The organism is Cedecea sp., from assembly GCF_036500665.1.
In the GTDB taxonomy this organism is placed as follows: Bacteria; Pseudomonadota; Gammaproteobacteria; order Enterobacterales; family Enterobacteriaceae; genus Cedecea.
Map to the genome: position 1 here is coordinate 118531 of NZ_DASYBS010000106.1, position 24298 is coordinate 142828.

At 54.8% G+C, this 24298-nt stretch carries 22 protein-coding genes and 2 pseudogenes; 13 read left to right on the forward strand and 11 right to left on the reverse strand.

Going from position 1 to position 24298, the window contains the following annotated elements; all coding sequences use genetic code 11:
• Window positions 1-4 precede the first annotated feature (4 nt).
• A complete protein-coding gene (locus tag VGM55_RS17995; RefSeq protein ID WP_331636196.1) occupies window positions 5-1501 on the forward strand; it encodes an FGGY-family carbohydrate kinase in 1497 nt (498 codons plus the stop codon).
• Complete coding sequence (locus VGM55_RS18000) at window positions 1498-2526, forward strand: 2-hydroxyacid dehydrogenase (protein WP_331636197.1); 1029 nt, start codon at window positions 1498-1500, stop codon at window positions 2524-2526. The genes VGM55_RS17995 and VGM55_RS18000 overlap by 4 nt, the downstream gene beginning before the upstream one ends.
• Before the next feature lie 33 nt (window positions 2527-2559).
• Here the strand turns inward: VGM55_RS18000 and VGM55_RS18005 are convergent, their stop codons facing one another.
• The 5 genes from VGM55_RS18005 to VGM55_RS18025 are packed head-to-tail and all read right to left on the reverse strand — an operon-like array spanning window position 2560 to window position 8023.
• Complete coding sequence (locus VGM55_RS18005) at window positions 2560-3504, reverse strand: sugar kinase (protein WP_331636198.1); 945 nt, start codon at window positions 3502-3504, stop codon at window positions 2560-2562.
• A gap of 7 nt (window positions 3505-3511) precedes the next feature.
• A complete protein-coding gene (locus VGM55_RS18010; protein ID WP_331636199.1) occupies window positions 3512-4519 on the reverse strand; it encodes an ABC transporter permease in 1008 nt (335 codons plus the stop codon).
• Window positions 4516-5508: an ABC transporter permease gene (locus tag VGM55_RS18015; protein WP_331636200.1), complete on the reverse strand. Its 993-nt coding sequence runs from the start codon at window positions 5506-5508 to the stop codon at window positions 4516-4518. The genes VGM55_RS18010 and VGM55_RS18015 overlap by 4 nt, the downstream gene beginning before the upstream one ends.
• Window positions 5505-7010 carry a sugar ABC transporter ATP-binding protein gene (locus VGM55_RS18020; RefSeq protein ID WP_331636215.1) on the reverse strand — a complete coding sequence of 502 codons (1506 nt, stop codon included), beginning with the start codon at window positions 7008-7010 and terminating at the stop codon, window positions 5505-5507. The genes VGM55_RS18015 and VGM55_RS18020 overlap by 4 nt, the downstream gene beginning before the upstream one ends.
• Before the next feature lie 32 nt (window positions 7011-7042).
• The gene (locus VGM55_RS18025; RefSeq protein WP_154184924.1) at window positions 7043-8023 is read right to left on the reverse strand and encodes a sugar ABC transporter substrate-binding protein; all 981 of its coding nucleotides are present in this window, start codon (window positions 8021-8023) and stop codon (window positions 7043-7045) included.
• A gap of 421 nt (window positions 8024-8444) precedes the next feature.
• Here VGM55_RS18025 and VGM55_RS18030 point away from each other — a divergent pair, with 421 nt between their 5' ends.
• On the forward strand, window positions 8445-10751 hold the full coding sequence (locus VGM55_RS18030; protein WP_331636201.1) for a molybdopterin-dependent oxidoreductase: 2307 nt from the start codon (window positions 8445-8447) through the stop codon (window positions 10749-10751).
• 4 nt (window positions 10752-10755) lie between these two features.
• On the opposite strand, the gene VGM55_RS18035 is transcribed toward VGM55_RS18030, so the two are convergent.
• Window positions 10756-11643, reverse strand: a complete 888-nt coding sequence (locus VGM55_RS18035) for a LysR family transcriptional regulator (protein WP_331636216.1) — start codon at window positions 11641-11643, stop codon at window positions 10756-10758.
• 152 nt (window positions 11644-11795) lie between these two features.
• Here VGM55_RS18035 and attM point away from each other — a divergent pair, with 152 nt between their 5' ends.
• Complete coding sequence (attM, locus tag VGM55_RS18040; RefSeq protein WP_331636202.1) at window positions 11796-12578, forward strand: AttM family quorum-quenching N-acyl homoserine lactonase; 783 nt, start codon at window positions 11796-11798, stop codon at window positions 12576-12578.
• A gap of 20 nt (window positions 12579-12598) precedes the next feature.
• On the opposite strand, the pseudogene VGM55_RS18045 reads toward attM, so the two are convergent.
• Window positions 12599-13258: pseudogene (locus tag VGM55_RS18045) on the reverse strand (TSUP family transporter).
• Window positions 13259-13374: 116 nt separating this feature from the next.
• Between VGM55_RS18045 and VGM55_RS18050 the strand changes: the two are divergent.
• A pseudogene (locus VGM55_RS18050) lies at window positions 13375-14109 on the forward strand (AraC family transcriptional regulator); the annotation flags it as partial.
• An 11-nt stretch (window positions 14110-14120) separates the two neighbouring features.
• Here the strand turns inward: VGM55_RS18050 and VGM55_RS18055 are convergent.
• Both VGM55_RS18055 and VGM55_RS18060 read right to left on the reverse strand, forming a co-directional pair.
• Complete coding sequence (locus tag VGM55_RS18055) at window positions 14121-15308, reverse strand: sensor histidine kinase (RefSeq protein ID WP_331636203.1); 1188 nt, start codon at window positions 15306-15308, stop codon at window positions 14121-14123.
• The gene (locus VGM55_RS18060) at window positions 15305-16003 is read right to left on the reverse strand and encodes a response regulator (protein ID WP_154184928.1); all 699 of its coding nucleotides are present in this window, start codon (window positions 16001-16003) and stop codon (window positions 15305-15307) included. Before VGM55_RS18060 ends, VGM55_RS18055 begins: the two co-directional genes overlap by 4 nt.
• Before the next feature lie 125 nt (window positions 16004-16128).
• Between VGM55_RS18060 and VGM55_RS18065 the strand changes: the two genes are divergently transcribed.
• On the forward strand, window positions 16129-16917 hold the full coding sequence (locus tag VGM55_RS18065) for a MipA/OmpV family protein (RefSeq protein ID WP_154184929.1): 789 nt from the start codon (window positions 16129-16131) through the stop codon (window positions 16915-16917).
• A 16-nt stretch (window positions 16918-16933) separates the two neighbouring features.
• Here the strand turns inward: VGM55_RS18065 and VGM55_RS18070 are convergent, their stop codons facing one another.
• Window positions 16934-17188: a hypothetical protein gene (locus VGM55_RS18070; protein ID WP_154184930.1), complete on the reverse strand. Its 255-nt coding sequence runs from the start codon at window positions 17186-17188 to the stop codon at window positions 16934-16936.
• Window positions 17189-17282: 94 nt separating this feature from the next.
• Between VGM55_RS18070 and VGM55_RS18075 the strand changes: the two genes are divergently transcribed.
• From VGM55_RS18075 to VGM55_RS18105, 7 genes are all read left to right on the forward strand, one after another.
• Window positions 17283-17621, forward strand: a complete 339-nt coding sequence (locus VGM55_RS18075; protein ID WP_331636204.1) for a helix-turn-helix domain-containing protein — start codon at window positions 17283-17285, stop codon at window positions 17619-17621.
• Window positions 17622-17907: 286 nt separating this feature from the next.
• Window positions 17908-19323 carry a PTS transporter subunit EIIC gene (locus VGM55_RS18080; protein WP_154184932.1) on the forward strand — a complete coding sequence of 472 codons (1416 nt, stop codon included), beginning with the start codon at window positions 17908-17910 and terminating at the stop codon, window positions 19321-19323.
• A gap of 19 nt (window positions 19324-19342) precedes the next feature.
• Entirely contained in the window at window positions 19343-21088 is a 1746-nt protein-coding gene (locus VGM55_RS18085) for a sulfatase (RefSeq protein ID WP_414648295.1), read from the forward strand.
• Between the two features lie 47 nt (window positions 21089-21135).
• The gene (locus VGM55_RS18090; RefSeq protein WP_331636206.1) at window positions 21136-21861 is read left to right on the forward strand and encodes a GntR family transcriptional regulator; all 726 of its coding nucleotides are present in this window, start codon (window positions 21136-21138) and stop codon (window positions 21859-21861) included.
• The gene (locus tag VGM55_RS18095; RefSeq protein ID WP_331636207.1) at window positions 21858-22202 is read left to right on the forward strand and encodes a YidH family protein; all 345 of its coding nucleotides are present in this window, start codon (window positions 21858-21860) and stop codon (window positions 22200-22202) included. Before VGM55_RS18090 ends, VGM55_RS18095 begins: the two co-directional genes overlap by 4 nt.
• Complete coding sequence (locus VGM55_RS18100; RefSeq protein WP_154184936.1) at window positions 22199-22546, forward strand: DUF202 domain-containing protein; 348 nt, start codon at window positions 22199-22201, stop codon at window positions 22544-22546. Before VGM55_RS18095 ends, VGM55_RS18100 begins: the two co-directional genes overlap by 4 nt.
• Window positions 22533-23837, forward strand: coding sequence for an anaerobic sulfatase maturase (locus tag VGM55_RS18105; protein ID WP_154184937.1), 1305 nt, complete (start codon window positions 22533-22535; stop codon window positions 23835-23837). Before VGM55_RS18100 ends, VGM55_RS18105 begins: the two co-directional genes overlap by 14 nt.
• 58 nt (window positions 23838-23895) lie before the next feature.
• Here VGM55_RS18105 and VGM55_RS18110 read toward each other — a convergent pair whose 3' ends face one another.
• Complete coding sequence (locus tag VGM55_RS18110) at window positions 23896-24141, reverse strand: hypothetical protein (RefSeq protein WP_331636208.1); 246 nt, start codon at window positions 24139-24141, stop codon at window positions 23896-23898.
• Between the last annotated feature and the right edge of the window lie 157 nt (window positions 24142-24298).

Sequence of the window (24298 nt, forward strand, 5' to 3'; positions counted from 1 at the left end):
AGGTATGGAGTATTTCCTGGGTATTGATATCGGCACGTCGCGGGTAAAAGCCGTGCTGTTTGACAGCAATTTCCATGCGGTGGCAAGCGCAGCGGAAAACACCTCGCCCACGCTTTCCCCGCAGGGCTACGCCGAGCAGGATATGGAGCAGCTTTGGCAGTCCGTGGTACGTACGCTGCGGGAAGTGGCCGACAGCCCGGCATTACAACAGGGCAAACTCAAAGCAATCGGTCTGGCGGGCCAGGGCGAAGGCGTCTGGCTAAGCGACAAAAACGGTAATCCGGTAGGCCCGGGCATACTCTGGAGCGACACCCGCAGCCGGGTGTTGATGGACGAATTATTGCAATCTCCGGGCCTCGACAAAGCACTGTTCGATGAAACCGGCTCTCAGCTACAGCCGTGTAACACCAGCCTGCAGCTCTGCTGGCTCAAGCGAAATCAGCCCGAACGCCTGGCCGCCGCCGACTATATTTTCTTCGCCAAGGACTGGATTCGCTTTCGCCTGACCCAGGTTGCGGCCCTTGAGCTGACGGACACCAGCGCTTCGCTGCTGAACCAGTCAACCGGCGAGATTTCCGATTTCGCTCTGCAGGCTCTGGGTATTGATCATCTGAAAAACCGTTTTCCCCCCCTGCTTCGCCCTGACGCCCAGGCAGGCAGCTTAAGCGAAGCCGCCGCCCTGCTTTGCGGCCTGCCGCCGGCGACGCCGGTTGCCGCAGGTGCGCTGGACGTATGCAGCGCCGCGCTAGGCTGTGGCGCGATTCATGACGGCGATATTTACACCATTCTCGGCACCACCTGCTGCACGGGCGTGGTGTGCCACGGGCGCGAAACCGTCAGCAGCGGCACGCGTTTTGTGACCCATACCGAACGGGGCAGCTTTATTAACCTGTTCCCGATGCAGGCCGGCACGCCAAACATCGACTGGCTGCAGCAGCACATTTCGCTGACGCCAGACTTAGTGGCGCTGGAACAAGAGATTGCCGCTATCCCGCCGGGCAGCGGCGGCGTTTTCTGGCAACCTTACCTGAACGGCGAACGCGCCCCGTTTTACAACCCGACCGCCCGCGCAGGGTTCTTTGGCGTCGACCAGCATACGTCCCGCGCGGCGCTTCAGCGTGCCGTTTTTGAAGGGCTGGCCTATGCCATTGTGGATTCGCTGACGGGCTATGCCAGCGAAGGCGATCTGTATCTCACCGGCGGCGGCGCAGCTTCCGCCACCTGGCTGCAAATTATCGCCGACTGTACCGGGCGTACGGTCATCGCCAGCCACTTTAACGAACTCAGCGCCCGAGGTGCGGCGCTGCTTGCCGCCCGCAGCGTTGGCGCGCTGGAACGTTATCCGGCAATTGAACAAACCCGCTATCTGCCCCAGCCTCAGGCCCATGCCGCCTATCGGGCGCTGTTCCCGGTATTCCGCCTGCTGCGCGAACAGCTCCAGCCGGTATGGCAGGCCAGGCACCAGGCCTTACAAAGTCTCTCTCAGGATAATGCACAATGAAAATCGTCTTTACCGCCGAGTATGCAGGCAGCCTTGAACCCTTTAGCCAGCTTGGCGAACTGGTTGTCGAGGGCTGGGCCATCGGCAAACCTAAGCTTCAGGCATCAGAAATTATCGACCTGGCCCACGACGCCGGGGTGATTGTCACCAGCTATGACGACATTACCGCTGAAGTGATTAACAGCTGCCCCGAACTGAAGGTTATCGCCTGCACCCGCGCTAACCCGGTCAACATTGACGTTCAGGCTGCTCGGGCACGTAACATCCCCGTGCTTTACACCCCAGGACGCAATGCCGATGCCGCCGCCGAACTCACGCTGGGCCTGATGCTCGGCCTGATACGCCATATTCCGCAATCGCATGCAGCCCTCAAGCGCGGGGAGTTTACCCGTGAAAACCAAAGCGAGCAGCAAACCCAGTCCGGCCTGCGCAAAGATGTGGTGTGGGACGTCAGCCCGGAAAGCCCGTACGAAGTTTTTAAGGGCGGAGAATTGCGCAATAAAACGCTGGGGCTGATTGGCTACGGCAATATTGGCCGCCGCGTGGCGCGTATTGCCCGCGCTTTCGGGATGAATATTTTGGTGGTAGATCCGTTTGTCGCCGCCGAGGATATCGACGAGCCGGGCCTGCATAAAACCACGCTGGAAGCGCTGTTCCGCGAGTCAGATATTGTCAGCCTGCATTTGAGCAGCGGGCCGCACAGCGATGGCCTGGTCAATGCCTCACTGCTGCAAAGCATGAAGCCGGGCGCGAAGCTGATTAATACCTCCCGCGCCTCCGTAGTTGTGGAGGCCGACCTCATCGAAGCCTTACGCCACGGGCCACTCGGCGGCGCGGCGCTGGACGTTTACCACCAGGAACCGCTGTGGCGTGACCATCCGTTTATCAGCGAGCTGGATAACGTCATTATTACGCCGCACATCGCCGGTGCCACCCGCGAAAGCATCCAGAAGCATACCGCGATGATCGCCGCCGATCTCCAGCGCTTTGTTGCCGGAGAGCCGCTGCTGTACGCCTGGCGCTAACCAAAAAAACAGGCCGTAAAGGCCTGTTTTTTATTATGTCAGCAAAGGCGTGGTCGCCATAAAGTCCTGCAAATGTTCCCAGTTCACCACGCCAGCGTCGGAGCCTAATCCGGTCGCCACCAACGCGGCGGTCGCAGACGCGGCCCGGCAGGCCTCGTCCTCCGACAGCCCCTGGGCCAGGGCCGCGATAAACCCGCCGCAGTAGCCGTCGCCGCACCCGGTTGTGTCGCTGGCATTCACCCTATAGGCCGGGAAATGACTGGTTTTCTCACGGCTGAACAGCCAGGAACCGCGCACGCTGTCTTTAAAAATGCAGCATCTCGCGCCCAGCGAAAGGAAGAAATCGGCGATTTCTGCTGGCTCCACAAGCCCGGAGATAAACGCTGCTTCTTCGAGCGCAGGCATAAAATAATCCACATGCGGCAACAGCGGGCGTAATAACGCCAGCGTATTTTCATCAGGGGCGATTAAATCAAAACTGGTGATGACGCCCCGCGCTTTCGCCGCGGCCAGCAAACGGACGCTCTGGCCAGAGTCCATGGCCGCCAGCAGCCCGGTGCCGCCGTGGTGCAGGTAACGCGTGTCCAGCACCTTATTGAAATCGACCTCGGCGACGAACAGCTCGTCGGACGCGCCACGGCAATGCAGCGCAGGCCGCTCGCCGTTGGGGCGAATAGGCAAAATCGTCGCCGACGTCTCTTTGTGTGACGTGCGCTGAATGAGCGAACGGTCAATGCCCAGCCGGCGATAGCTGCCCAGAATAAATTCGGCTTTTTCGTCCTCGCCCAGGCAGGCCACGGTTGAAGTGCGAATCCCCAGTTTAGCCGCGTTTACCAAAGCCCCGGCCGCTGTCCCCGCAGGGTTCAGGCGGATTTGCTCGATAAACTGCACGCCGCCGCCGGAGGGGATTTCCACTACAGGGCGACCAGCAATATCAAGGATGGTCAGCCCCACGAAAACGGCATCAAATTTGCTCATAGCGCCCTCACCGGTGCTGTTGACGCAGACGGGCCTGCCAGAAGGAAACGGCCAGCGCCACCACCAGAATCACGCCCACCAGCGCGTCTTTTACCAGGTAGTTCAGCCCCATCAGGTTCAGGCCGTTATCAATAATCGCCAGGAACAGCACGCCGCCAAGCGTGCCACCCATGCTGACGCGCCCCTGCCGCTGGAATGCGGTGCCGATAAACACGGCGGCAATGGCATCCATCAGGTAAGACTGCCCGGCGAGCGGCGTAAACTGGCGCAGGTTGGCGGACAAAATAATGCCGCCGACGGCGCACATTGCCGAGGCGGCAATCAGCACCCAGAAGAGCGTACGTTTATCGGCTATCCCGGCTATACGCGCGGCTTCGCTGTTTTGACCAATAGCACGTACCCGCTTACCAAACAGCGTTCGCTCGGTGAGCAGCCAGGCGGCCAGCCAGACCACCAGCACGATAAGCACCGGCGTGGGGATCCCCCAAACATTGCCCACGGCTAAATCATGATACTCAGGAGCCATACGCCGCCAGGAAATCGCCCCGCCGCCGTCGGTATAAATGCGCTCGGCGCTGCTGGCGATAAACCAGGTACCGAGCGTGGCCAGAAACGGCTTAATGCGACAGGCAAGGATAAGAAAAGCGTTGACGAGGCCTATCATCACGCCGCCCAGCAGGGCACACAGCACCGCCACCTGCCATGGAAGTTGCCAGGTTTTGAGCGCAATCAACGCCATCATCGCGCCGAAGTCGATAGCCACGCCGACGGAAAGATCGATAGCGCCGGCGCTGACAATCAGCGTCATCGCCAGCGCCACGATCAGCAGAATGGCGCTGCCCTGAAGCAGGTTACTCCAGTTATCCAGCGTCAGGAAAACAGGATTAGACCAGCTGAACAGGACGATAAAAAACAGCGTGACCAGCGCAAAGCCCGCGCGAGACAGCCAGGCTAACGGCTTTCTCCCGGGCTCACCGGCCGGAAGCGTCGCCGCCAGAGCAGAAAAGACTTTCATGATTGATTTGCCCCCTTCTGCTGCAGGGCAGAAGCCGACAGCACCACAAGAATCAGCGCGCCTTTAATCGCGCCTACCCAAAAAATATTCACCCCCAGCAGCCCCAGGCCGTTAGACAAAGCGTTGACCAGGACAGCCCCCAGCAATGCCCCCCAAACGGTGACGACGCGGCGGCGCGAAAACGCCGTGCCAAGGAAGGTTGCCAGCACCGTTTCCATCAGCAAAGGCGTCGCGGTTCCGCTGGAGCTGCCCGATCCCTGAGCCAGTAGCGGGAAGACCGCCAGACCCGCCGCAACGGCGGCGATAAGCCAGGACGAGAGGATCAGACGGCGCACGTTAAGCCCGGACATCTGCGCCATATCTTTACTTCCACCCGTCGCCTGTAAATGCTGGCCAAAGCGGGTGTGATGCAGCAAAAGCTGGAAGCCAACGAACACCAGCAGCAGATAAACCAGCGCATAGGGTACGCCCAGCACGCTACCGTCACGGAATGCCACCATCAGCGGATCGCTAACGCTGATTCGGCGCTGCCCGGTAAGCAGGTCGGTCAGGCCGGTAAACGCCACCGAGGTTGAGAGCGTTGCCAGCAGAGGCGGCAGCCCGGCAACCAGCACCAGCAGCGCGTTGATCCCCCCGCACAGCAGACTCAGCGCCGCCATCAGCAGCAATAACAGCGGCCAGGGCGTTAACCATTCGTTCATACCGAGACTAAGCAGCGCCACGCCAAACACCGCGATGGCCGGGAGCGAAAGGTCTATGCCGCCGGAGACGACGTCATCTCCCCCAGCAGCAATCACGCAAACAAGGCCGAAGCTGAGAATAGCCAGCGGAACGCTTTGCACCAGCATCAGGCTGATGTTCTGCCAGCTCAGGAACCACGGCGACTGAATGCTCAACCACACCAGCAGGCCGACAAACAGCAGCAGCGGGAATTTTTCAAACAGCGCGACGGAACGGCGTGTCGCAAAACGACGAATTTCAGTCCTCATAGCGGATTTTCCTGCCCACCGTTAATCGTCGCCAGCAGCGCGTCAAGCGTCAGCCCCTGGGTCGGTAAATTCGCCACCAGCGCACCACGCCACATCACCAGAATACGGTCGCACAGGCCAAGCAGTTCGGTCGCGTCACTGGAAGAAACCAGCACCGAACGCCCCTGTTCGGCAAGCTGGCGGGTGCACTGATAAATGTCGCTGCGTGCGCCAATGTCGACGCCGAGCGTAGGCTCATCGAGAATAAACAGCCGGGCGTCGGTACCCAGCCAGCGGGCAAGAATCACCTTTTGCTGATTCCCTCCGCTCATAAAGCGCACCGGCAGCTCCGGGCCCCCTGGGCGAATACTCAGCCGCGCAATCCAGTCCCGGGCTTTTTTCAGCGCCCGTGAGCGGTGCTCCCAGCCAAACGTTGCCGTGTCCGGCAGCGACGCAAGGTTAATGTTATCGGTAGCCGAAAACGGCAGGATCAGCCCCTGATGACGGCGATCGCGAGGCACCAGCGCCATACCGGCCCGGATAGCCTGTCGCGGCGAGCGGATTCGACGTGGTCGCCCCTCTATCACTATCTCGCCCTTTTTCGCCGTGCTCAGCCCGTAAAGGGCATCCACCAGCACATCCCGCCCCGCGCCCAGCAGCCCTGCAACGCCAACAATTTCGCCTTTGCGGATCTCAAAGCTGATGTCCTGCAGCTGCTGCCCGTCAGAAAGCGAACGAACGGAAAGTAAAGGTTGCTCGCCCGCCGGGGCATCAGCCTCATGTTCGCGGGGGGTATAAAGCCTGTCGATTTCTCTGCCCACCATCATGTGGATGACGGCATCGGTATTCTGCAGTACTTCGCGATCCGGATACCCCACCACTTCACCGTTGCGCAGCACGGTGCCCGCATCGCACAGCGCGGCGATTTCGTTGAGGTAGTGGGAGATGTAAAGAATGGCGATGCCCTGCTCTTTGAGCCGCAGTATCGCATCGGACACCAGGCTTGCCTCATGAGCTTCAAGCGGGGCCGTAGGTTCATCAAAAACCACCAGCTTAGCCGCGCCGTCGATCAGCGCTCTGGCAATTTGCACCAGCTTGCGCTCGGCAAGGCTCAGCTGCCGGATCAGGCGATCGGGGTCGAGCTCCAGCTGCCAGGTGCGGAGGAAAAAGTCTTTCGTCGCCTGCCGCATACGGCGGCTGTCCAGCAGCCCGCCGGCACGGCGATATTCCTGCCCCAGAAACACCGACTCGGCCACGGTAAAGTGTGGGATCAGATTGAGTTCCTGGTGAATAACGCGTATGCCCTGGGCCTCAATGGCCGAAGGCTTACCAAGCGGAAGCGGAATGCCGTCGAGCGTGGCCGTGCCGCCATCAGCCTGGTAAACCCCGGCAAGAATTTTAATTAAGGTGGATTTGCCTGCGCCGTTTTCACCAATAAGCCCGTGGATTTCACCGGGGCCAATCGTCAGCGTGACCGCGTTTAACGCGGTCACATTGGCAAAGCGCTTACTGATGCGGTCCATTACCAGACCGCGTTGCGTTTTTGCAGCGTTCACTACTTCAGCTCACCGTAGCCCAGTTTTTTGTACACGGCTTTGGCTTCATCCGGGCCTTTCACCGGGATAACCGGGATAAAGGTCTGGGCGGGCAGCTTCTGGCCTGCGAAGTAGCGCGCCACGTTTTCGGCAGAAGTCTGGCCAATCAGGTGCGGCTGCTGAGCAACGTTGGCCACCAGCGGGCTGTCTTTTTCGGCCATGATTTCCAGCGTTTCCGGGCCTGCGTCGATAGCGGTCACCTTCACGTCTTTATCACGTCCGGTCTCTTCCAGCGCCTGAACGATGCCGATAGCCGGCTGGTCCCAGCAGGCTACATGGATAGCATCCAGCTTGCCTTTCGGGTACTGGCTGAGTAATTCGAGGGTTTTCTTACGCGCATCTTCCGGCGAGTTAGCAAATTGCTCTGCCAGCTCCGGCTGAATAATTTTAATACCTGGATAGTCCTGCAGGACATATTTCCATTGGTCATAACGTATGCCGCAAATGCGTAATGAATTAGAGAACGCATTAAATACCGCGACGTTACCTTTACCACCAAGCGCATCGGCCATATAACGGCCAATCGTTGAACCCAGCGTGTAGTTGTCGGACGTGGTGTTATTCACGGAAGACGGCGAAACATGGTCAACGGTAAATACCGGAATACCGGCATCACGTAATGCTTTGAATTTTGGCTCAACGGCACTGTCGCCCAAAATACTAATTACCGCATCAACCTTACGGGACAGAAGAATATCGTGGTTATTGGCATGAACCTGGTTGTCCCTGCCGCCATCAACGCCGATAACCTTGCCGCCCAGCTTCTCCACTTCTTCGGTCGCGCCCTTGTAGGCTTCGCGATCCCAAAAATGCTGAGTGCCCACCACGGCAACGCCGATTGTTTTCCCCTGTAACGAAAGCGTGTCTGCGGCGAAAGCAGCGCCAGATGCCAGTGACATCAGCCCAATAGCCGCAGATAAAAGTCTTTTTTGAACCTTCATTGCTATAATTATCCTGTATTCATCGTTCACTAAAGCGACAGCATGACAACAAGCTTTATCTAGCCCAAATAAAAAATAGATATATCTTATACTTTCACAGCCATGCCATTAAGTCACTTTAGAATGAGGCAAAAGAACATGAAAAAAACACATGTAAAACATACAACAAGAAAATAATTCAACCACATCAAACTCATGGATTAATTATTTTTTGGGCAAAAACAAAATGCCTCAAAATAAAATTAAACGGCGATATACTCTCGCCAGTTAATTATAAATCCTGCCAGCCAATATAAATGAAACAGTATTCGCTAAAGTTTAGCTCCTTTACCTGATTTTTCATCGTCAGACGGATTTCCTCTTTGCTCCCGCCTCCTCGTATGATGCCGCTTTAGCCCTATCGATAACGCATGGTATTAGCATGAAAGCGGAACATCAGCTGGCGGTAATGCACTGGGGAACCTACCGGGTCACCACCGAGGGCGAGCGTATCGCCGCCATTTCTCCCGTCTCCTGGGATAAAAATCCTTCCCGTATCGGCCAGTCTCTGGCTGACGCCGTTACCGGCAATACGCGCATTCGCCGCCCGGCGGTTCGTCTCGGCTATCTGCAAAACGGCCCGGCCTCTCGTGAAGGCAGAGGGAAAGAACCGTTTGTCGAGGTGAGCTGGGAGCAGGCGCTGGATCTGCTGGCGCGGGACCTCCGCTCGGTGCAGGAGCGCTGCGGCAACGAGGCGATTTTTGGCGGCTCTTATGGCTGGGCCAGCGCCGGGCGCTTTCACCATGCCCAAAGCCAGCTGCACCGTTTTCTTAAAGGCTTTGGCGGCTACACCGCCAGTACAAATACCTACAGCAGCGCGGCCGGAGAACGGATCCTGCCGCATATTCTTGGCCCGTTAAGCCCGCTGCATAAGCAACACACTCATTTCTCGGTGCTGGCAGAACATTGCGAGATGTTCGTGGCCATCGGGGGATTGCCGCTCAGAAACGCCCAGGTCAACGGCGGCGGCGCAAACGACCACATGTTGAAGCACTGGCTGGAACGCCTTGAGCAAAACGGCGTGCAGTTCGTGAATATCAGCCCGGTGCAAAACGATCTCAGCGCCGTCGAAAGCGCCCGCTGGCTGGCGATTCGCCCCGGTACGGATACGGCGCTGCTGCTGGCGCTGTGCCATACGCTGATTGCCGAGTCCCTGCACGATATGGCCTTTATCAGCAGCCATACCGTCGGCTTCGAGCAGCTGCGCCGCTATCTTTTTGGCGAGCACGACGGCGTGCCGAAAACCGCGGGCTGGGCGGCCGGCATTACCGGCATTGATGCCGAACAAATCTTAACGCTGGCTCGTACCATGGCGGGCAAGCGCACGATGATCAATATTTCCTGGTCCATTCAGCGCGCCCGCCAGGGAGAGCAGGCGTACTGGGCAACCGTGGCGCTGACTTCCCTGCTTGGCCAGATTGGTACGCCCGGGGGAGGTTTGGCTTTCGGCTATGCCTGTACCAACCTTGCCGGTGCTGCACGGGTGCCTTTCTCTGGCCCTCGCCTTCCTGCCGGTGAGAACAAGATAAAAACGGCAATCCCTGTAGCTCGCTTATCGGATATGCTGCTGAATCCCGGCGGTGAATATGAATTTGATGGCAAGCTTTGCCGTTATCCCGACATCCGCCTCGTCTACTGGGCGGGTGGCAACGCCTTCCACCATCATCAGGATCTCAATCGCCTGGTTGAAGCCTGGCGTCGCCCGGAAACCGTCGTTGCCCATGAGCAATACTGGACAGCGCAGGCGAAGTTTTCCGACATTGTGTTGCCGGTGACCACGTCCCTTGAGCGTGACGATATTGGCAGCGGCAGCCATGACGGCTTTATGATTGCCATGCGCCAGCAAATACCGGCGCTGGCTGAAGCTCAGGATGACTACACCATTTTCTGCGGGCTGGCGAAAAGGCTGGGCTTTTACGAAACCTTCAGCGAAGGGCGTACCGCGGCGGACTGGCTGCCGCATCTGTATGAGTCCTCAAGAGAAAGAGCGCAGGAGGACGGCGTCGAGCTTCCGCCTTTTGACGCCTTCTGGGAACAAGGAAAACTGGAGTTCCCCCCTCCCGCTAAGCCACAAATTTTCCTCGCCGATTTCCGCGCTGACCCTGAGCGTTTCCCGCTGTCCACGCCGTCGGGAAAAATCGAGCTTTATTCAGAAACCGTGGCAGGGTTTGGCTACCGGGAGTGCCCGGGCTATCCGTTTTGGGATGAGGAAGAGGCCAATTACCAGCAAAAGCAGGCACAAGAGTGGCCTTTGCATCTGCTTTCCAGCCAGCCGCGAACCCGGCTTCACAGCCAGTACGACCACGGCAGCGTTAGCCGGGCAACCAAAATTCACGGGCGTGAACCGCTGTGGATGCACCCGACGGATGCTGAAAAACGGGGGATCCGGGAAGGTGAAGTGGTGAAGGTCTTTAACAGTCGGGGGGCGATACTGGCGGGCGTTCATATCAGCGACCAAATCCTGCCGGGCGTGGTTCAGATCTCTACCGGAGCATGGTACGACCCGATGGATCCTTCCACGCCGGGCTCTTTGGACAAGCACGGCAATCCGAATGTGTTGACCGAGGATCGAGGTTCTTCACGCCTCGGCCAGGGCTGCAGCGCCCAAAGCTGCCGGGTGGAAATAGAGCTTTGGCGCGAAGTACTCCCGCCGATTACCGCGTTTGATCCACCGGCTTTCGTAGCCTGAGAGATTAGGTAATATTCTCCTGCAACCTCTCGGCGAGCGCGCTTTTCAGAAAAGCAGCACAGGCGCTGACCTCGCGAGAGGCTTTATTGATCGGCGGATAAAGTAAAAAGGCGCTGAACGACGGGACGGTGTACTCCGGCAGCAGCGCGATAAGCTGGCCGTTTTTCAGCGCGGGTTGGCATACCGGATATTGCAGCACGCCGAGGGCTTCACCCGCCATGAGGACCGTGTAGAGCGGCCGCCAGTGGTTAGCGCTGAACACCACGTTCAACCGGGCGCTAACAATCTGTTTATCCTGTGAGAGAAGCGGCAGGCGGCTGTCGTTAAACAGGCCGGATACACGCGCAAAAGCGTGATGGATAAGCTCATCCGGAGAGGCAGGCGTACCGCTTCGCGCCAGATAGTCTGGCGAAGCAACCAGCACCCGCCGCACATCACCCAGCGGATGCGCCACAAAATCGCCCTCGCCGGGGTCGCCAAGCCTGAAAGAAATATCGACGCCCTCCGTAACCGGATCGACGACACGGTCATTCAAGACCAGCTCAATATTGAGTTCAGGGTATTTTGCTCTCAGCTTTAACAAGGCGGGCATCAGGACTTCTTCCCCCGCGCCATAAGGCGCCGCGATACGAATCAGCCCTTTTAATGCCACCCGCTCATCCACGACCGCCAGCGCAAGATCTGCCGCTGAAATCGCGACTTTACTGCGCTCATAGAACAAAGCGCCGCTGTCGGTCAGCGACATTCGGCGCGTGTTGCGCCGCAGCAGACGGGTGCCAAGATGAGCCTCAAGCCGCTCTATCCTCTCACTCACCGCCGGCTGTCCGATGCCAATATCGCGCGCGGCGGCGGACATACTGCCCCGCTCCACCACCCGCACATAGATGCGCATTGCCGCCAAAAGATCCATTCGCTCAGTATATCGGTTTATCCGATAGATGAAAGCAGCGGCAGAGACCTACTGCGCCAGTACGATTTAGATAAAACTGATGCCTGGTGGCGCTTATGTCGCTTCTTCAGCCCTTATTAATCAGGAGAATTATCATGACAGAGATCAGGCTTTATCTTTTCCAGTCCGGCACTCAACGCTGCAAATATCACGATATCAGGATGAATCAGGGGGAAGGCAGAAGCTACGAAATCCCCGTACCCTGGTTTCTTCTGACCCACCCCAAAGGCCACACGATTATTGACGGCGGGCTGGCTGCGGAAGGCCTGGCCGATCCCCGAGCGTACTGGGGAAATTCGGTCGATCATTATCAGCCATTAATGACGGAAGAACAGGGATGCGTGGCGCAGCTGCGTGCGCTGGGCATTCAGCCCGAAGAGATTCGCTATGTCTTACTTTCCCACCTGCATTCCGACCATACCGGCGCGATTGGACGCTTTCCAAATGCCTTACATATTGTGCAGCAGCAGGAATACGACTATGCCTTTAAGCCTGACTGGTTCGCCGCAGGCGCCTACTGCCGCAATGATTTTGCCCGCCCACACCTGGACTGGCGGCTGCTTGATGAGGACGGTTATGATCTGTACGGCGACGGAACGCTGCGCTGTATCTCAACGCCGGGTCATTCGCCCGGCCACCAGTCATTCCTGATTACGCTTGCCAGCGGCCTGAGCCTCACTCTCGCGATTGATGCCGCCTATACGCTGGATCATTTTTACGATCGCGCGCTTCCGGGTTTTATGACTTCGGCCAGTGACGCGGCACGCTCGGTAGCAAAACTCCGGGCGTTAACCGAGCAGCACGCGGCAAAACTGGTTCCCGGTCACGACCCCGACGCCTGGCCGCAGCTTACGCTGGCGCCAGGTTGGTACGAATGAGGCTTGTAATATGCTGACTTTTATAATGAAATCGCCAGTAAGACAATAAACAGGAGCCCGACGTAAATTCTTGCGTGCAGCACGTCCGGAATCGGGGGGATACGTTTTCTGGCAAACCGTATCCCTGATGCCCCGTCCACCGTTAACAACGCCAGGATTTGCAGGTCGATATACCCGAGATAACCGCTTTACGTAACCACGCTACCGCCGACTCCCAACAGCGCCGCGATAAGGCCAATACCGCTGCCGCCAAAACAGGACACAGCGACAGTTAGCCTGTGTTTTTGAGGCGGGGTAAAAAATCCTTTTCTCACAAGGCAATCGCCGAGGGTAATCACCATATAAACGATGAAAAACCCTCGGATGGCCTTGTCCTGAAGCAGCCCGGCGCACAGCGATCCCAGCAGGGCGCCTGCGGCAATAAACGCCGTCAGTGGAAATAAGCCAACCGGCAACCCGCCGCTGCGCCAGTTTTGATAGCTTGCCCAACCTGAATTAAACACCATCACCGCCGTGGATGTGGCGATAGCAATATGCATCGCGTAATGCGTAAGCTCCGGCTGAACAACGGTAATTTGATAGACCAAAGGGACGACGACAAATCCACCGCCGAAACCAAACAGCACGGTAATAAGCCCTGTTATAAACCCCGCAAAAACAATAAGTAAAATGTCGATCACCGATTAAGTTCCCCAAGAAAAGCCGAGCCAAAAGCTTATCGCCTTGCCCGCTGGCTTCCCATTCCTGAACCGCTCATTTATCCTTGCGAATCGGTCAATCGAGGAGCACCCCGAAGATGCGTAACGTGCATATTGATGATTACGAGGATATCGAAAGGGACATTGTGGCCGTGGGGAATGATTATGCGTCAGGGTACATTCTGAAGGAACATAGCCATGCCCGAGTACAGGTGCTGTACGGCGCAACGGGGATCATGCACGTCACCACGGCATCAGGAAGCTGGACGGTGCCTCCGCAGCATGCGGTACTCATTCCTTCTCGTATGCCGCACAGCGTCCAATTTATTGGCGTATCCACCCGAAGTCTGTACATCAAACCTGAGGTTGCCGGTACGTTATTTCCCGCTACCGGCTGCCGGGTTTTCATCGTTTCGCCCCTGCTGCGGCAATTGCTGATTGAGGCGGTGTCTTTAGATCCGCTCTATGATTCCGTGCGGGATAGCAGCCTGGTAACGCTGCTTCTGCAGGAACTGGCGAAAATACCAACAAGGCAGTTTGACATTCCCCTTCCGCAGGAAGCCGCGCTGCGGCAACGGTGCCTGAATTTCTTACGAAAACCGGTTATTCAGGCCCGGGCCGAGCAATGGGCCAGAGATCTTTGCATGAGCGACAGTACGTTTCGCAGGCATTTTATTAAGCAGACGGGTATCTCTTTTCTGGCCTGGCGGCAGCGAGCCTGCGTGGTCGTCGCGTTGTCTAAGCTGGTCGAAGGAGCACCGGTGAACGAAGTCGCGTTGTCGATGGGTTATGACAGCAGCTCTGCTTTTTCAACTATGTTCAGGCGGATTACCATCAGGATCCATCAAGCGCCCTCCTCGCTAAGCGGCAAGGGTAAACTTATCGTAATGAGCAGCCCGCCCCTGGCAGGCAGACTGGCGCGGATGTGGCCCTCGTGCGCCTCACAAATTTCCCTCGCAATAGAAAGCCCCAGCCCGCTGCCGCCTGAATCTCTGGCTCGCGAGCGCTCTCCACGCGTGAAGCGCTCAAAAATATGGGGCAGATAATCCGCAGCAACGCCTGGCCCGCTATCCTGAAACGTTATCTCAATTTGCTGCTCAAGGTGGCGAAAACGAATAAACATTCGATCGTCCCGAGCGCAATAACGAAGCATATTTTCAATAATAATGGTGAAAACCTGGCCCAACCGGGCTTCATCCCCGACGTAATAAAATTCATCCTCCGCCTCAACGGAAACGGACATCCCGGCGGCTTCTAATTGAGGTTTTAGCCATGAAACGCGCTCTTTTAACGTCTCTGAAAGAGTAAATACGCTGCGCTGGAGCGTTAATTGCCCCGCGCTCGCCAGAGAGAGGAAATGCAAATCGTCGGTAAGATGACTGAGGTTTTTTAATTGCGTCATCACCATATTCAGCTGTTTTTCATCGGCAGGAAACACATTGTCTATCATGCCCTGAAGCCGCCCCATTGCGGCGGTCAACGGTGAACGCAGTTCGTGCGCGGCGGCCACATGCGAAGCCTTAAGCTCCCGTTCGTACAGGGCAAGCTGGCTAATCATTTTATTGAAGTTGCTGGAGAAACGAATCACTTCCTCCGGGCATTCATTCACCAGCTTTGCCTGCTGACTGAAGTCGCCCTGAGTCACGTTCTCCGCAACGTCCGTCAGGCTGCGGAACTGTGCTGCAAGCGGGCGCGTCGCTCGTAAGCAACTGACGATAACAAACGGCGTCGCCATAGAAATAAAGATGAACAGCCACCCCCAGTTAAGAGAGCTAATGGAAGGCGTGCTGTATTCAATCCCCCACCGGGCATCCACGATGTCGTGAAAACGAACAATATTTAAATCAGGGTTTGCACGCAGCGTCAGAAACTCCTGGTAGGCCGCCGGGGACATATGATGGACAACCCAGTAATACTGAACCGCGTAGATGCTCCACATCGCCAGCACAATGAAAAACAGCACGCTGACGGCGACCACGATGATACGAATCGATATCCACAGCAGGAGCGATTTGCTTTTTTTGTCTTTCATGGTTTACAGAACCTGTAGCCGATGCCACGAACGTTCAGAATAAGGTTATCAACGCCTGCCGCCTCAAGCTTTTTTCTTAAGTTATAAACGTGAGTGTCCACCACCCGTTCAAGGGCATCGCTTTCCGGGAGGCACTCCTCAAGCAGATACTGCCGACTTAATGGCCTTGACGAGGCTCCCATTAACGTCTTCAAAATGGAAAACTCAGTGAGCGTTAAGTCCAGACGCGTGATATTTTCACCCTCAGCCTGCACCCGAGCCACCATGTTGGTGACATCAACTTCAAGCGGCCCCCAGCGCAGAACATCCTCAATGGCACTTTGATTCCCCTGACTACGCCTTAACACAGCCTGCACGCGGGCCATCACTTCACCTGGGTTATAGGGCTTAACGACGTAGTCATCAGCCCCGTAACGTAAAGCACCGATCTTGTCATAGGGTTCGCCCATCGCGGTTATCATAATCACCGGCGTGTTACCCTTTCGCCGCACGGCCGCAAGAATTTCCGTGCCGTTCATGCCGGGCAGCATGACGTCCAGCAAAATAAGGTCGGGCTTCCATGTCAGCACCGTATTCATGCCAGCCAGCCCGTCGCCAGCAACCGAAACACTATACCCTTCACGCTTAAGGTAAGCCTCCAGTACATTTGCTGCATCAGCATCATCTTCAATGACCAGCACCCGTTTATTTTTCATTTAGTGTTACCTTGACAGTTTCTTCACAAATCCCTGGCAGTTCATTGATAAGCCCTCAGCATAATCCTTTTACTTGCTGAGTTAAGCATGCACGAAAATATAAACACATGACAATGAGAATCATAATGTTAACGAAGAAAAGCACCACATACATAATCGCACCACTGCTAATTTCCGGCATTTCATCTGCGTATGCAAGTGAATTTAATCCTGATGAAACTGCTATTACCTTTGGTCCTGGTGCAATATCTTCGCCACGCTACAGCGGTGCTAACGAGCAGAGCACCGGCATCATTCCACTTATTCACATCCAGAAAAGAAATATCTTTCTTGATTCCATTAATGGTCTTGGCATTCATCTTCAAAGTGATAATGGTTTATATTTCGAGCCAACATTGGGTTATGACTCTGGCCGTACGGATAAAAACTCAGGGTGGCGTAAAGGCTCAGATAAACTTAAAGGCATGGGCGATATTTCCTCCACGGTTAATTCGGGTATTGCCATCGGCTGGGCAGTTGCTCGCTGGCTAGTCTTTGAAGGAAAAACAACGTTGCCGCTAAACGAGGGTCAGGGGGTTTCTTATTCCACCTCGATAGATTATATCCCCATTATGAATGAAGATAATTCTATTACGCTTCAGGCAAGCGCATTGTTTGGCGATGCACGCTACATGAATACCTGGTATGGGGTGAGCAATCAGCAACACGTCCGCTCCGGCTTCGCGCGCTACAGCAGCGCCGGCGGATTTTACGGTACAGATACCAGCCTGACGCTGACCCACCAGTTCAGCGAACATTGGGGTGCAGGGTTCAGTCTGAGTTATGCCTGGCTGAACAAGAATGTCGCCAATAGCCCTATAGTGATGCGACGAGATGGCACGACAGGCACGCTCGCCGTCAATTATACCTTCTAATCTCTGAGGCTAATCGTCAATCAAGCCCCATTAAAATAATAGATAAAATACATTTATGAAGATCGCAATTATGATGATTTTCATTTTTTCGACGCTGTTGCCATCGCGGAGTGCCCATGATTTTAAAACATGTTTTTATGCCAAAGGTGAATTTAACACCTGCAATAGTGTATGTGTTAAAAATATCAACAAGCAGTGTAATAAAAAATTTCCCTCTGCGAAAGAAAGACACCCGCATTGCCACCCATGGAGGATGATCGGTATCTACCATTATATAACCGCGCGACATCTTCGATGTTTAATAAAATCACTCAGTAGATAATCACCATATAAAATAATACCCACTAACACTGGAGGATAGGCGAATGAACCTTCCCGCAAAAGTAATTGAAACCATCACCTGGTGGATTGACAGTAATATTCATCGTCGATTGCTCATTGAAGATATTGCTCGCTATTCGGGCTACTCCAAATGGCATTTTCAGCGAATATTTTTATACTATAAAGGAGAAAGCATAGGCCGTTATATCAGAGGAAGAAAACTCTATCTTGCGGCGCAAGATCTAAAAAATACCAAAGAGCGGATCGTGGATATTTCAGTAAAATATGGCTTCGATTCACAGCAGAGCTTTAACCGGCTTTTTACCCGTAATTTCAAGATGTCTCCCGGTAACTACAGGAAAAAACAGGGGACACGTGGCTAATCCCTTGAATGGCCCGCTCTCCACGCACGGTGACTATCCCCCTGCCCCAAATTTGCACAGACCCAATCCAAACATCAGGACTCCAGTATACGCGCCTGCCATTTCGGGCTGGCAAGGTGCTTACCCTGGCAGGCGCGGTGCACCCGTAAACGGCGGTAAAACCAACTGTCGCTACCTTCATCGCTCCCATCTTCCGAATAAAAAGCTTTTATGAACCCACCCACAAACATGATAACATTATATTGTTATAACAAATGGAGGCATCACTAACGAAAAGGAACGCTGAATGAATTACAGTCAGGTGGGTAACGATATTATTAAGCACTGCGGTGGCTTAACGAATTTCGTCCATGTCACAAACTGTATGACTCGGGTACGCATGACAATAGCCGATCAAACACAGGTTGATATGCAGGCGCTTAAAAGCATTGAGGGAGTTTTAGGTCTCGTTGAGGACGAAACACTGCAGGTGATTGTTGGGCCGGGAAAATCAACAAAAGTCGCCACAATAATCAACGATCGACTCAAAAGCCTGACTGCAGCAGATACCCCGCTCAGTGACGTTGAGCAAAAGGCCAGCCTTGCACGCGAGAAGGCAAAAAAGCAGACCCGAATAAAAGTCATCCTGAAGCACATTGCTAATATCTTCGTGCCCATTCTGCCCGCCCTTATCGCCGCCGGGATCCTGATGGGTATTAACAATGTGGTAGTCAACTCTGCGGCCGCCTCGGCGATAGCAAACCATATCACCGCCATTGGCGATCTTTCCCCCACTCAGGTTGTGCTTGAGCATCGCCACTTACTGGGATTGAGCCACTTCCTGGATATTTTGACAAAATCTCTGTTCGGCTTCCTGGCTATTTACGCAGGCGTGACCGCAGCGCGCGAATTTGACGGCAATATCATTATGGGCGGCCTGCTTGGTGCGATTACCATTGCCCCTCAGCTTTCAGAGCTGGGGTTAGCGCCAGGCCAGGGCGGGCTGATTGGCGTAATCTTCAGCGTCTGGCTGATGTGCCTGGTGGAAAAAAAAGTGCGTAAAATCGTGCCGGATATTCTCGACGTGGTCGTCACTCCCACTATCGTATTGCTGGTCATGACCGCCATGCTGCTTTTTATCATTATGCCTGCGGCTGGTGTGGTGTCAGACGGTATATTGCACGGTCTGAATGGCCTGCTCACCAAAGGCGGTATTGCTGCCGGATTCGTTCTGTCGGCACTGTTCCCGTTTCTTATCTCGCTGGGCTTACACCACGGTCTGTTCCCTATTCATATCGAAATGATTAACGCCACCGGGCATGCCCCACTTTTCGCTATACAGATCATGTCAAATGCCGGAATGGTTGGCGCCGCCACGGCGGTCCTGATGCTCACGCGCGATCCGGTAATGAAAAAAATCGCCAAAGGCGCAATCCCAACGTCCATTCTTGCGGTCGGCGAACCGACTATCTTTGGCGTCAATATCCCGGCGGGTTTTGCGTTTATCACCGGCTCCATCGGGGCAGGTTTTGGCGGCGTGATGGTTGTACTGCTTGGCGTGTCGACTAACGGCATAGGTGCCGCCGGCTTGTCGGCTCTGCCGCTGATAGCCGACGGCAAATACCTGCAATACATCCTGGCGTGGCTGACGGGCTGCTCGGCAGCCTTTGTGCTGACCTATCTGGTGGGCAAAGTCCGCGGTTACGATAAAGAAACGGTATAAAAGAGGTAATAGAACAAAAATGAAAGCGATTATGTTGATGTTTGATTCGCTGAATAAACGCTTGTTGTCGGCTTACGGCAGCGATAGCGCAATCACGCCCAATTTTCAGCGATTAAAAGAAAAAACAGCATGCTTCAATAATTTCTATGTAGGCAGTATGCCGTGCATGCCCGCCCGGCGCGAGCTGCACACCGGACGCTATAACTTCCTGCACCGAGGCTGGTCACCGCTCGAGCCCTTTGATGATTCAATGCCGGAACTGCTGAAAAAGAACGGCATTCATACCCATTTAGTCACTGACCATAAACATTACTGGCGCGACGGCGGTGCGACCTATCACTCGCGGTATAGCACCTATGAATTTGTCAGAGGGCAGGAAGGTGATGCCTGGAAAGGCGTGGTGGATAAGCCTGAATATCGTTACGAATCTGGCGAGCCGGAAGAGATTAAGCAGCGGCGCGTGGCCAGCCACGTGCAGCATCAAATCAACGTGCAGTTTATGCAGAATGAAGAAGAGCATCATCTGGCGCGAACCATTAATAAAGGCCTTGAGTTTATTGATACCAACCACGCCAGTGACAATTGGTTTTTACAGCTGGAGTGCTTCGACCCACACGAACCGTTCTTTGTGCCGGAAAAATACCTGAAGATGTACGGCATTGACGACCCCAGCCAGTTTGACGGTTGGCCCCCCTACTATTTTGTGACCGAGAGTGAGGAGCGTAAAAGTACCATCCAGAAGTACTACAAAGCGCTACTGACGATGGTGGATGCTTACGTCGGACGCGTACTCGACTATATGGATCGGTATGATTTGTGGAAGGATACAGTCCTTATCGTCAACACCGATCACGGCTTCCTGCTGGGCGAGCATGAATGGTGGGGGAAAAACATCATGCCGCTGTATAACGAAGTGGCGAATATCCCCTTCTTTATGTGGCATCCAGAATACCCCTGCGCCGGAGAGGAGCGGCAAGCACTGGCGCAAACTATCGATGTTCCGGCAACGCTGCTGGACTGCTTTGGGCTGAAAAAACCGGCGGACATGCTGGGTGTATCACTGCTTCCGGCATTACGTGATGACACTCCGATACGTGACTACGCGCTCTTTGGTTACCATGGTTGCCACGTCAACATTACCGACGGGCGCTACGTCTATATGCGCTCGCCCGTCGTTCAGGGAATTGATGGGTTGTATGAGTACACGTTAATGCCAACCCGTATAAACCGCCGCTGCACGCCTGCTGAACTGCAAAATATCTCACTCTATTCCGGTTTTAAGTTTACCAAAGGCTGCCCGGTGATGAAGATGCCAGCAGAATCAGTGATGACTCGCGATGCCGATCGTTTTGGCCACCGCCTGTACGATCTGGTCGCAGATCCTTCACAGCGGAACCAAAGTCCGGACAGAGAAGCGGCGCAGCATCTGCTTAACAGCATGCGGGTCATCATGGAAAAGAACGATGCTCCCCCCGAGCTTTATGCCCGTTATGGCCTTAACGATCCACGAAGCGAGCTATTAGGGCGGGATCCGCATCTCCTCCCTGAGCTGGCGCAGTTTGAGCCAACCGTCCGCTATGGGCTTTACGCGCTATTGCAGCATCTCGAAGGCAGCGACCAACAGAATCTGGTTGAACGCCTGCTGGCATGCAGCCATCCGGACTGGAACCAGGAAAATTTGTGGTGCTTCGTACAGAACCATGTTCCTGAGGAGCAGCATCAAAGCGTGTACTATAAGATGGCACTAGAAATGCGTCTTGACTGAGTGGTATTCCGGCGGTGCGCGCCGCCGGAAAACAGGAGTAGAAGTGAATGAAAGAAGAACTGGATTATTCCCGTGGTGCTAAACCGCTATATGCGCAGCTGTATGACATTCTGCTGTCCCGCCTGAAAGCTGGCGAATACAAAAAAAATGACGTGTTGCCTACCGAAGCTAAGTTTGAAGAGCTTTTTGGCGTAAGCCGCATTACCGCCCGGCGAGCGCTGGCTGAACTGGCGGCTAAAGGTCTGGTAAAGCGACAGCCCGGTATTGGTACGATGGTCATCAGTACCTCTGAGAAACAGGAAACGAAAACACGCATCCGCCTGATAGATGGCCGGCAACAACAGCCGATCCTGCGTAACAATTTAACGCTGGAGCTACTGTTACCGCCTGAAGACGTTGCGCTGGCTTTCGGGCTTGATAACACGACGAAGATTCAACGGCTTATTCGCACAATTACTCGCGAAGGCGAGCCGCCCGCGCAGGTAAACTTCATTTGGCTGACGCCGCGGCTTGGGCACCTCACGCTGGATGAATTAGACGGCAGCCTGTACGAGACATTTGAGCTGCATAATGAAAACATCGATACCTATCAGGATATTATTACCGCTGAACTGGCAACAGAGTCAGACTGCCGGCTCCTGCAAACTTCACCAGGTGAACCTGTACTGGTAAAAACGCGTAAAGGGTATAACGATCGTGGCGAATTGGTCGAATTCGGGGTATCGAAACACATCGCCAGCTGTTATCAGTACATTGTCGAGAATAGCCGATGAGCTGGAGAACGCAGGGAAAATCCCCGGATTATCGCTTCTCTTTAGCAAATGAACGCACGTTTCTTGCCTGGATCCGAACGGCACTCGCATTTATGGCTGCGGCCATTGGGATCGATCAGCTGGCACCAGAGATGGCACCTTCGGCGTTGCGTGAGCTGCTGGTTGCTGGACTCGGCCTCACTGCGGCGGTATTAGCCTGGTACGCGTGGCGACGATGGGCGCGTAATGAACGCGCAATGCGAAACGACGCAGCGCTAACCTATCCACGTCTACTGCTGTGGCTAAGTTATGGCCTTGTCGCGGCATTTTTAATCACGCTGACAATACTTATCCTGTTATGAGCGAAGATTTACGCCCCCGGGATCCTGGCCTGCAGCCTGAACGCACCGCGCTTTCCTGGCACAGAACGGCATTCACCGTCCTGGTATTCTCTCTGGCCGCGGTGCGCGTCGCTGTCTCGCGTAGCGATGTCGTTTCCCTTGTGCTAAGCAGCATCGGTACGATGCTGGCGCTGGTGCTGGTGGGACTTTCCTGGCATCGGCAGAAAACAATGCTCACCAATAGCGAACTCATGACCCCGACCTCAATACTCGCTAAGCGTCTGATTAGCTTCGTGTTGTGCATTTTGTCTCTTTCACTTGCGCTTCCGGCGCTGCTCAACCTGATAAGCAATGGAGATGTCTGACATGGCAATAGCAGGCTGCCACGTGATGGCCAAACCCAGCGGCTCCGTCTGCAATATTGATTGCACCTACTGTTTCTACCTCGAGAAAGAAGCGCTTTATCCTGAGCGAAACAAAAACTGGCGCATGTCAGATGACACGCTAGAGCAATTTGTCTGCCAACACATTGCGGCACAAAGCCATAACCACGTTAACTTTGCATGGCAAGGCGGCGAGCCAACCATGATGGGGCTGCCGTTTTTCCGGCGCGTGGTCGCACTGTCGAAAAAATATGCGGGAGGCAAAAAGATAAGCCATTCGCTGCAGACAAATGGCATTTTGCTCAACGACGAATGGGCAGATTTTTTCGCAGAACATAACTTCCTTATAGGCCTGTCTATTGATGGCCCGGCGCCGCTGCATAACCAGTATCGGGTCAACCGTGCAGGAAAAGGCACGCATGATCGGGTAATGGCGGCGATGGCATTACTCAAAGCGCACAATGTCGAGTTCAATACGCTGACAGTAATAGGCAAGCATAATGTGGGGCATGCGCGTGAAGTCTATGAATTTCTGCTGGCGGCCGGTTCTCGCTATATCCAGTTCATTCCGCTGGTTGAGAGGATGAGTACGGAAGCCTCAAGCGTATTAAACCTGGTTATGCCGGGTGAAAGCGCGGCGACTCTCGCGCCCTGGACCGTGCCAGCCTGGCAATACGGCGAGTTTCTCAAGCAGATCTTTGATATCTGGATCCGCCGGGATGTGGAGCATGTCTACGTTCAGATGTTTGACGTTGCGCTGTCGGCATGGACGGGTCAACCACCGGTGCTGTGCGTGCATTCAGAAACCTGCGGCCATGCATTTGCTCTGGAATCCAACGGGGATTTATATAACTGCGATCACTTTGTCTACCCGGAACATTTGTTGGGGAATATCCACCAGCACACGATTCAGGCGTTAAATAACACGGCACGCGCAACGGCATTCGGAGAAGCTAAACGGGAAACACTCACTGCCGACTGCCGCCGTTGTGATTACCGCTTTGTCTGTCATGGCGGCTGCCCCAAGCACCGCTTCGCCGTGTCCCCCTCCGGCTTCCCCGGCCACAATTATCTGTGCCCCGGCTATAAGCATTTTTTCCAGCATATTACGCGCTACATGAATGTATGGCGTGAATTACTGGACCAGGGCTATCCGGCCCCCGCAATCATGCAATGGTTAGCACAAGAGAGATCGTCTGAAGCGGAAGCGATCGGCCGTAATGGTCCCTGCCCGTGTGGAAGCGGTAAGAAATATAAAAAATGCTGTGGCTGAGATAAAAGACGGCACACGGCCCGTGTACAGCCGGCTCAAAATCGACGCCCTCCGACTTCTATTCCAGTTTAAACGGAAATACGTGAACCACATTGGCGCCCACAGGGTAGATCCCCAGACATTCTGTTCTTTCCTTAGCTTTTTCCCGCGGGAGTCCAGGTATGGGTTCACGTCCTCCCCAGACAAGCAGGCCCTTTCTAGCATAATCTTCCCGTACTTCCAGGGTTTTACCATTATTAAGCTCTATAACGACATTTTTGTCTTTTAGTGGGAGCAGATGACCATTTTCATCAAAAATAAACATTGCCATTCCGGTGGAACGTAAACGCGCGGTGAACTCACCTTGCGCTATCAGGTAAGTTCGGCTTTCTGTTTCCCGGGAGAGTAACTGAAGGGATTACTGGCATACGGTAACAACTCATCCAGCCTGCTGTTCGGCCACGATGGTAGCCGCGTCAGCA

What these genes read in the sequence shown, in the direction of transcription:
- VGM55_RS18010 (WP_331636199.1), bottom strand. Translation starts at nt 4,519, where the DNA reads ATGAAAGTCTTTTCTGCTCTGGCGGCGACGCTTCCGGCCGGTGAGCCC.
- attM (WP_331636202.1), top strand. Translation starts at nt 11,796, where the DNA reads ATGACAGAGATCAGGCTTTATCTTTTCCAGTCCGGCACTCAACGCTGC.
- VGM55_RS17995 (WP_331636196.1), top strand. Translation starts at nt 5, where the DNA reads ATGGAGTATTTCCTGGGTATTGATATCGGCACGTCGCGGGTAAAAGCC.
- VGM55_RS18025 (WP_154184924.1), bottom strand. Translation starts at nt 8,023, where the DNA reads ATGAAGGTTCAAAAAAGACTTTTATCTGCGGCTATTGGGCTGATGTCA.
- VGM55_RS18100 (WP_154184936.1), top strand. Translation starts at nt 22,199, where the DNA reads ATGAGCGAAGATTTACGCCCCCGGGATCCTGGCCTGCAGCCTGAACGC.
- VGM55_RS18015 (WP_331636200.1), bottom strand. Translation starts at nt 5,508, where the DNA reads ATGAGGACTGAAATTCGTCGTTTTGCGACACGCCGTTCCGTCGCGCTG.
- VGM55_RS18090 (WP_331636206.1), top strand. Translation starts at nt 21,136, where the DNA reads ATGAAAGAAGAACTGGATTATTCCCGTGGTGCTAAACCGCTATATGCG.
- VGM55_RS18035 (WP_331636216.1), bottom strand. Translation starts at nt 11,643, where the DNA reads ATGCGCATCTATGTGCGGGTGGTGGAGCGGGGCAGTATGTCCGCCGCC.
- VGM55_RS18030 (WP_331636201.1), top strand. Translation starts at nt 8,445, where the DNA reads ATGAAAGCGGAACATCAGCTGGCGGTAATGCACTGGGGAACCTACCGG.
- VGM55_RS18060 (WP_154184928.1), bottom strand. Translation starts at nt 16,003, where the DNA reads ATGAAAAATAAACGGGTGCTGGTCATTGAAGATGATGCTGATGCAGCA.
- VGM55_RS18075 (WP_331636204.1), top strand. Translation starts at nt 17,283, where the DNA reads ATGAACCTTCCCGCAAAAGTAATTGAAACCATCACCTGGTGGATTGAC.
- VGM55_RS18005 (WP_331636198.1), bottom strand. Translation starts at nt 3,504, where the DNA reads ATGAGCAAATTTGATGCCGTTTTCGTGGGGCTGACCATCCTTGATATT.
- VGM55_RS18095 (WP_331636207.1), top strand. Translation starts at nt 21,858, where the DNA reads ATGAGCTGGAGAACGCAGGGAAAATCCCCGGATTATCGCTTCTCTTTA.
- VGM55_RS18000 (WP_331636197.1), top strand. Translation starts at nt 1,498, where the DNA reads ATGAAAATCGTCTTTACCGCCGAGTATGCAGGCAGCCTTGAACCCTTT.
- VGM55_RS18105 (WP_154184937.1), top strand. Translation starts at nt 22,533, where the DNA reads ATGGAGATGTCTGACATGGCAATAGCAGGCTGCCACGTGATGGCCAAA.
- VGM55_RS18055 (WP_331636203.1), bottom strand. Translation starts at nt 15,308, where the DNA reads ATGAAAGACAAAAAAAGCAAATCGCTCCTGCTGTGGATATCGATTCGT.
- VGM55_RS18020 (WP_331636215.1), bottom strand. Translation starts at nt 7,010, where the DNA reads ATGGACCGCATCAGTAAGCGCTTTGCCAATGTGACCGCGTTAAACGCG.
- VGM55_RS18110 (WP_331636208.1), bottom strand. Translation starts at nt 24,141, where the DNA reads ATGTTTATTTTTGATGAAAATGGTCATCTGCTCCCACTAAAAGACAAA.
- VGM55_RS18085 (WP_414648295.1), top strand. Translation starts at nt 19,343, where the DNA reads ATGAAAGCGATTATGTTGATGTTTGATTCGCTGAATAAACGCTTGTTG.
- VGM55_RS18080 (WP_154184932.1), top strand. Translation starts at nt 17,908, where the DNA reads ATGAATTACAGTCAGGTGGGTAACGATATTATTAAGCACTGCGGTGGC.
- VGM55_RS18070 (WP_154184930.1), bottom strand. Translation starts at nt 17,188, where the DNA reads ATGGTAGATACCGATCATCCTCCATGGGTGGCAATGCGGGTGTCTTTC.
- VGM55_RS18065 (WP_154184929.1), top strand. Translation starts at nt 16,129, where the DNA reads ATGTTAACGAAGAAAAGCACCACATACATAATCGCACCACTGCTAATT.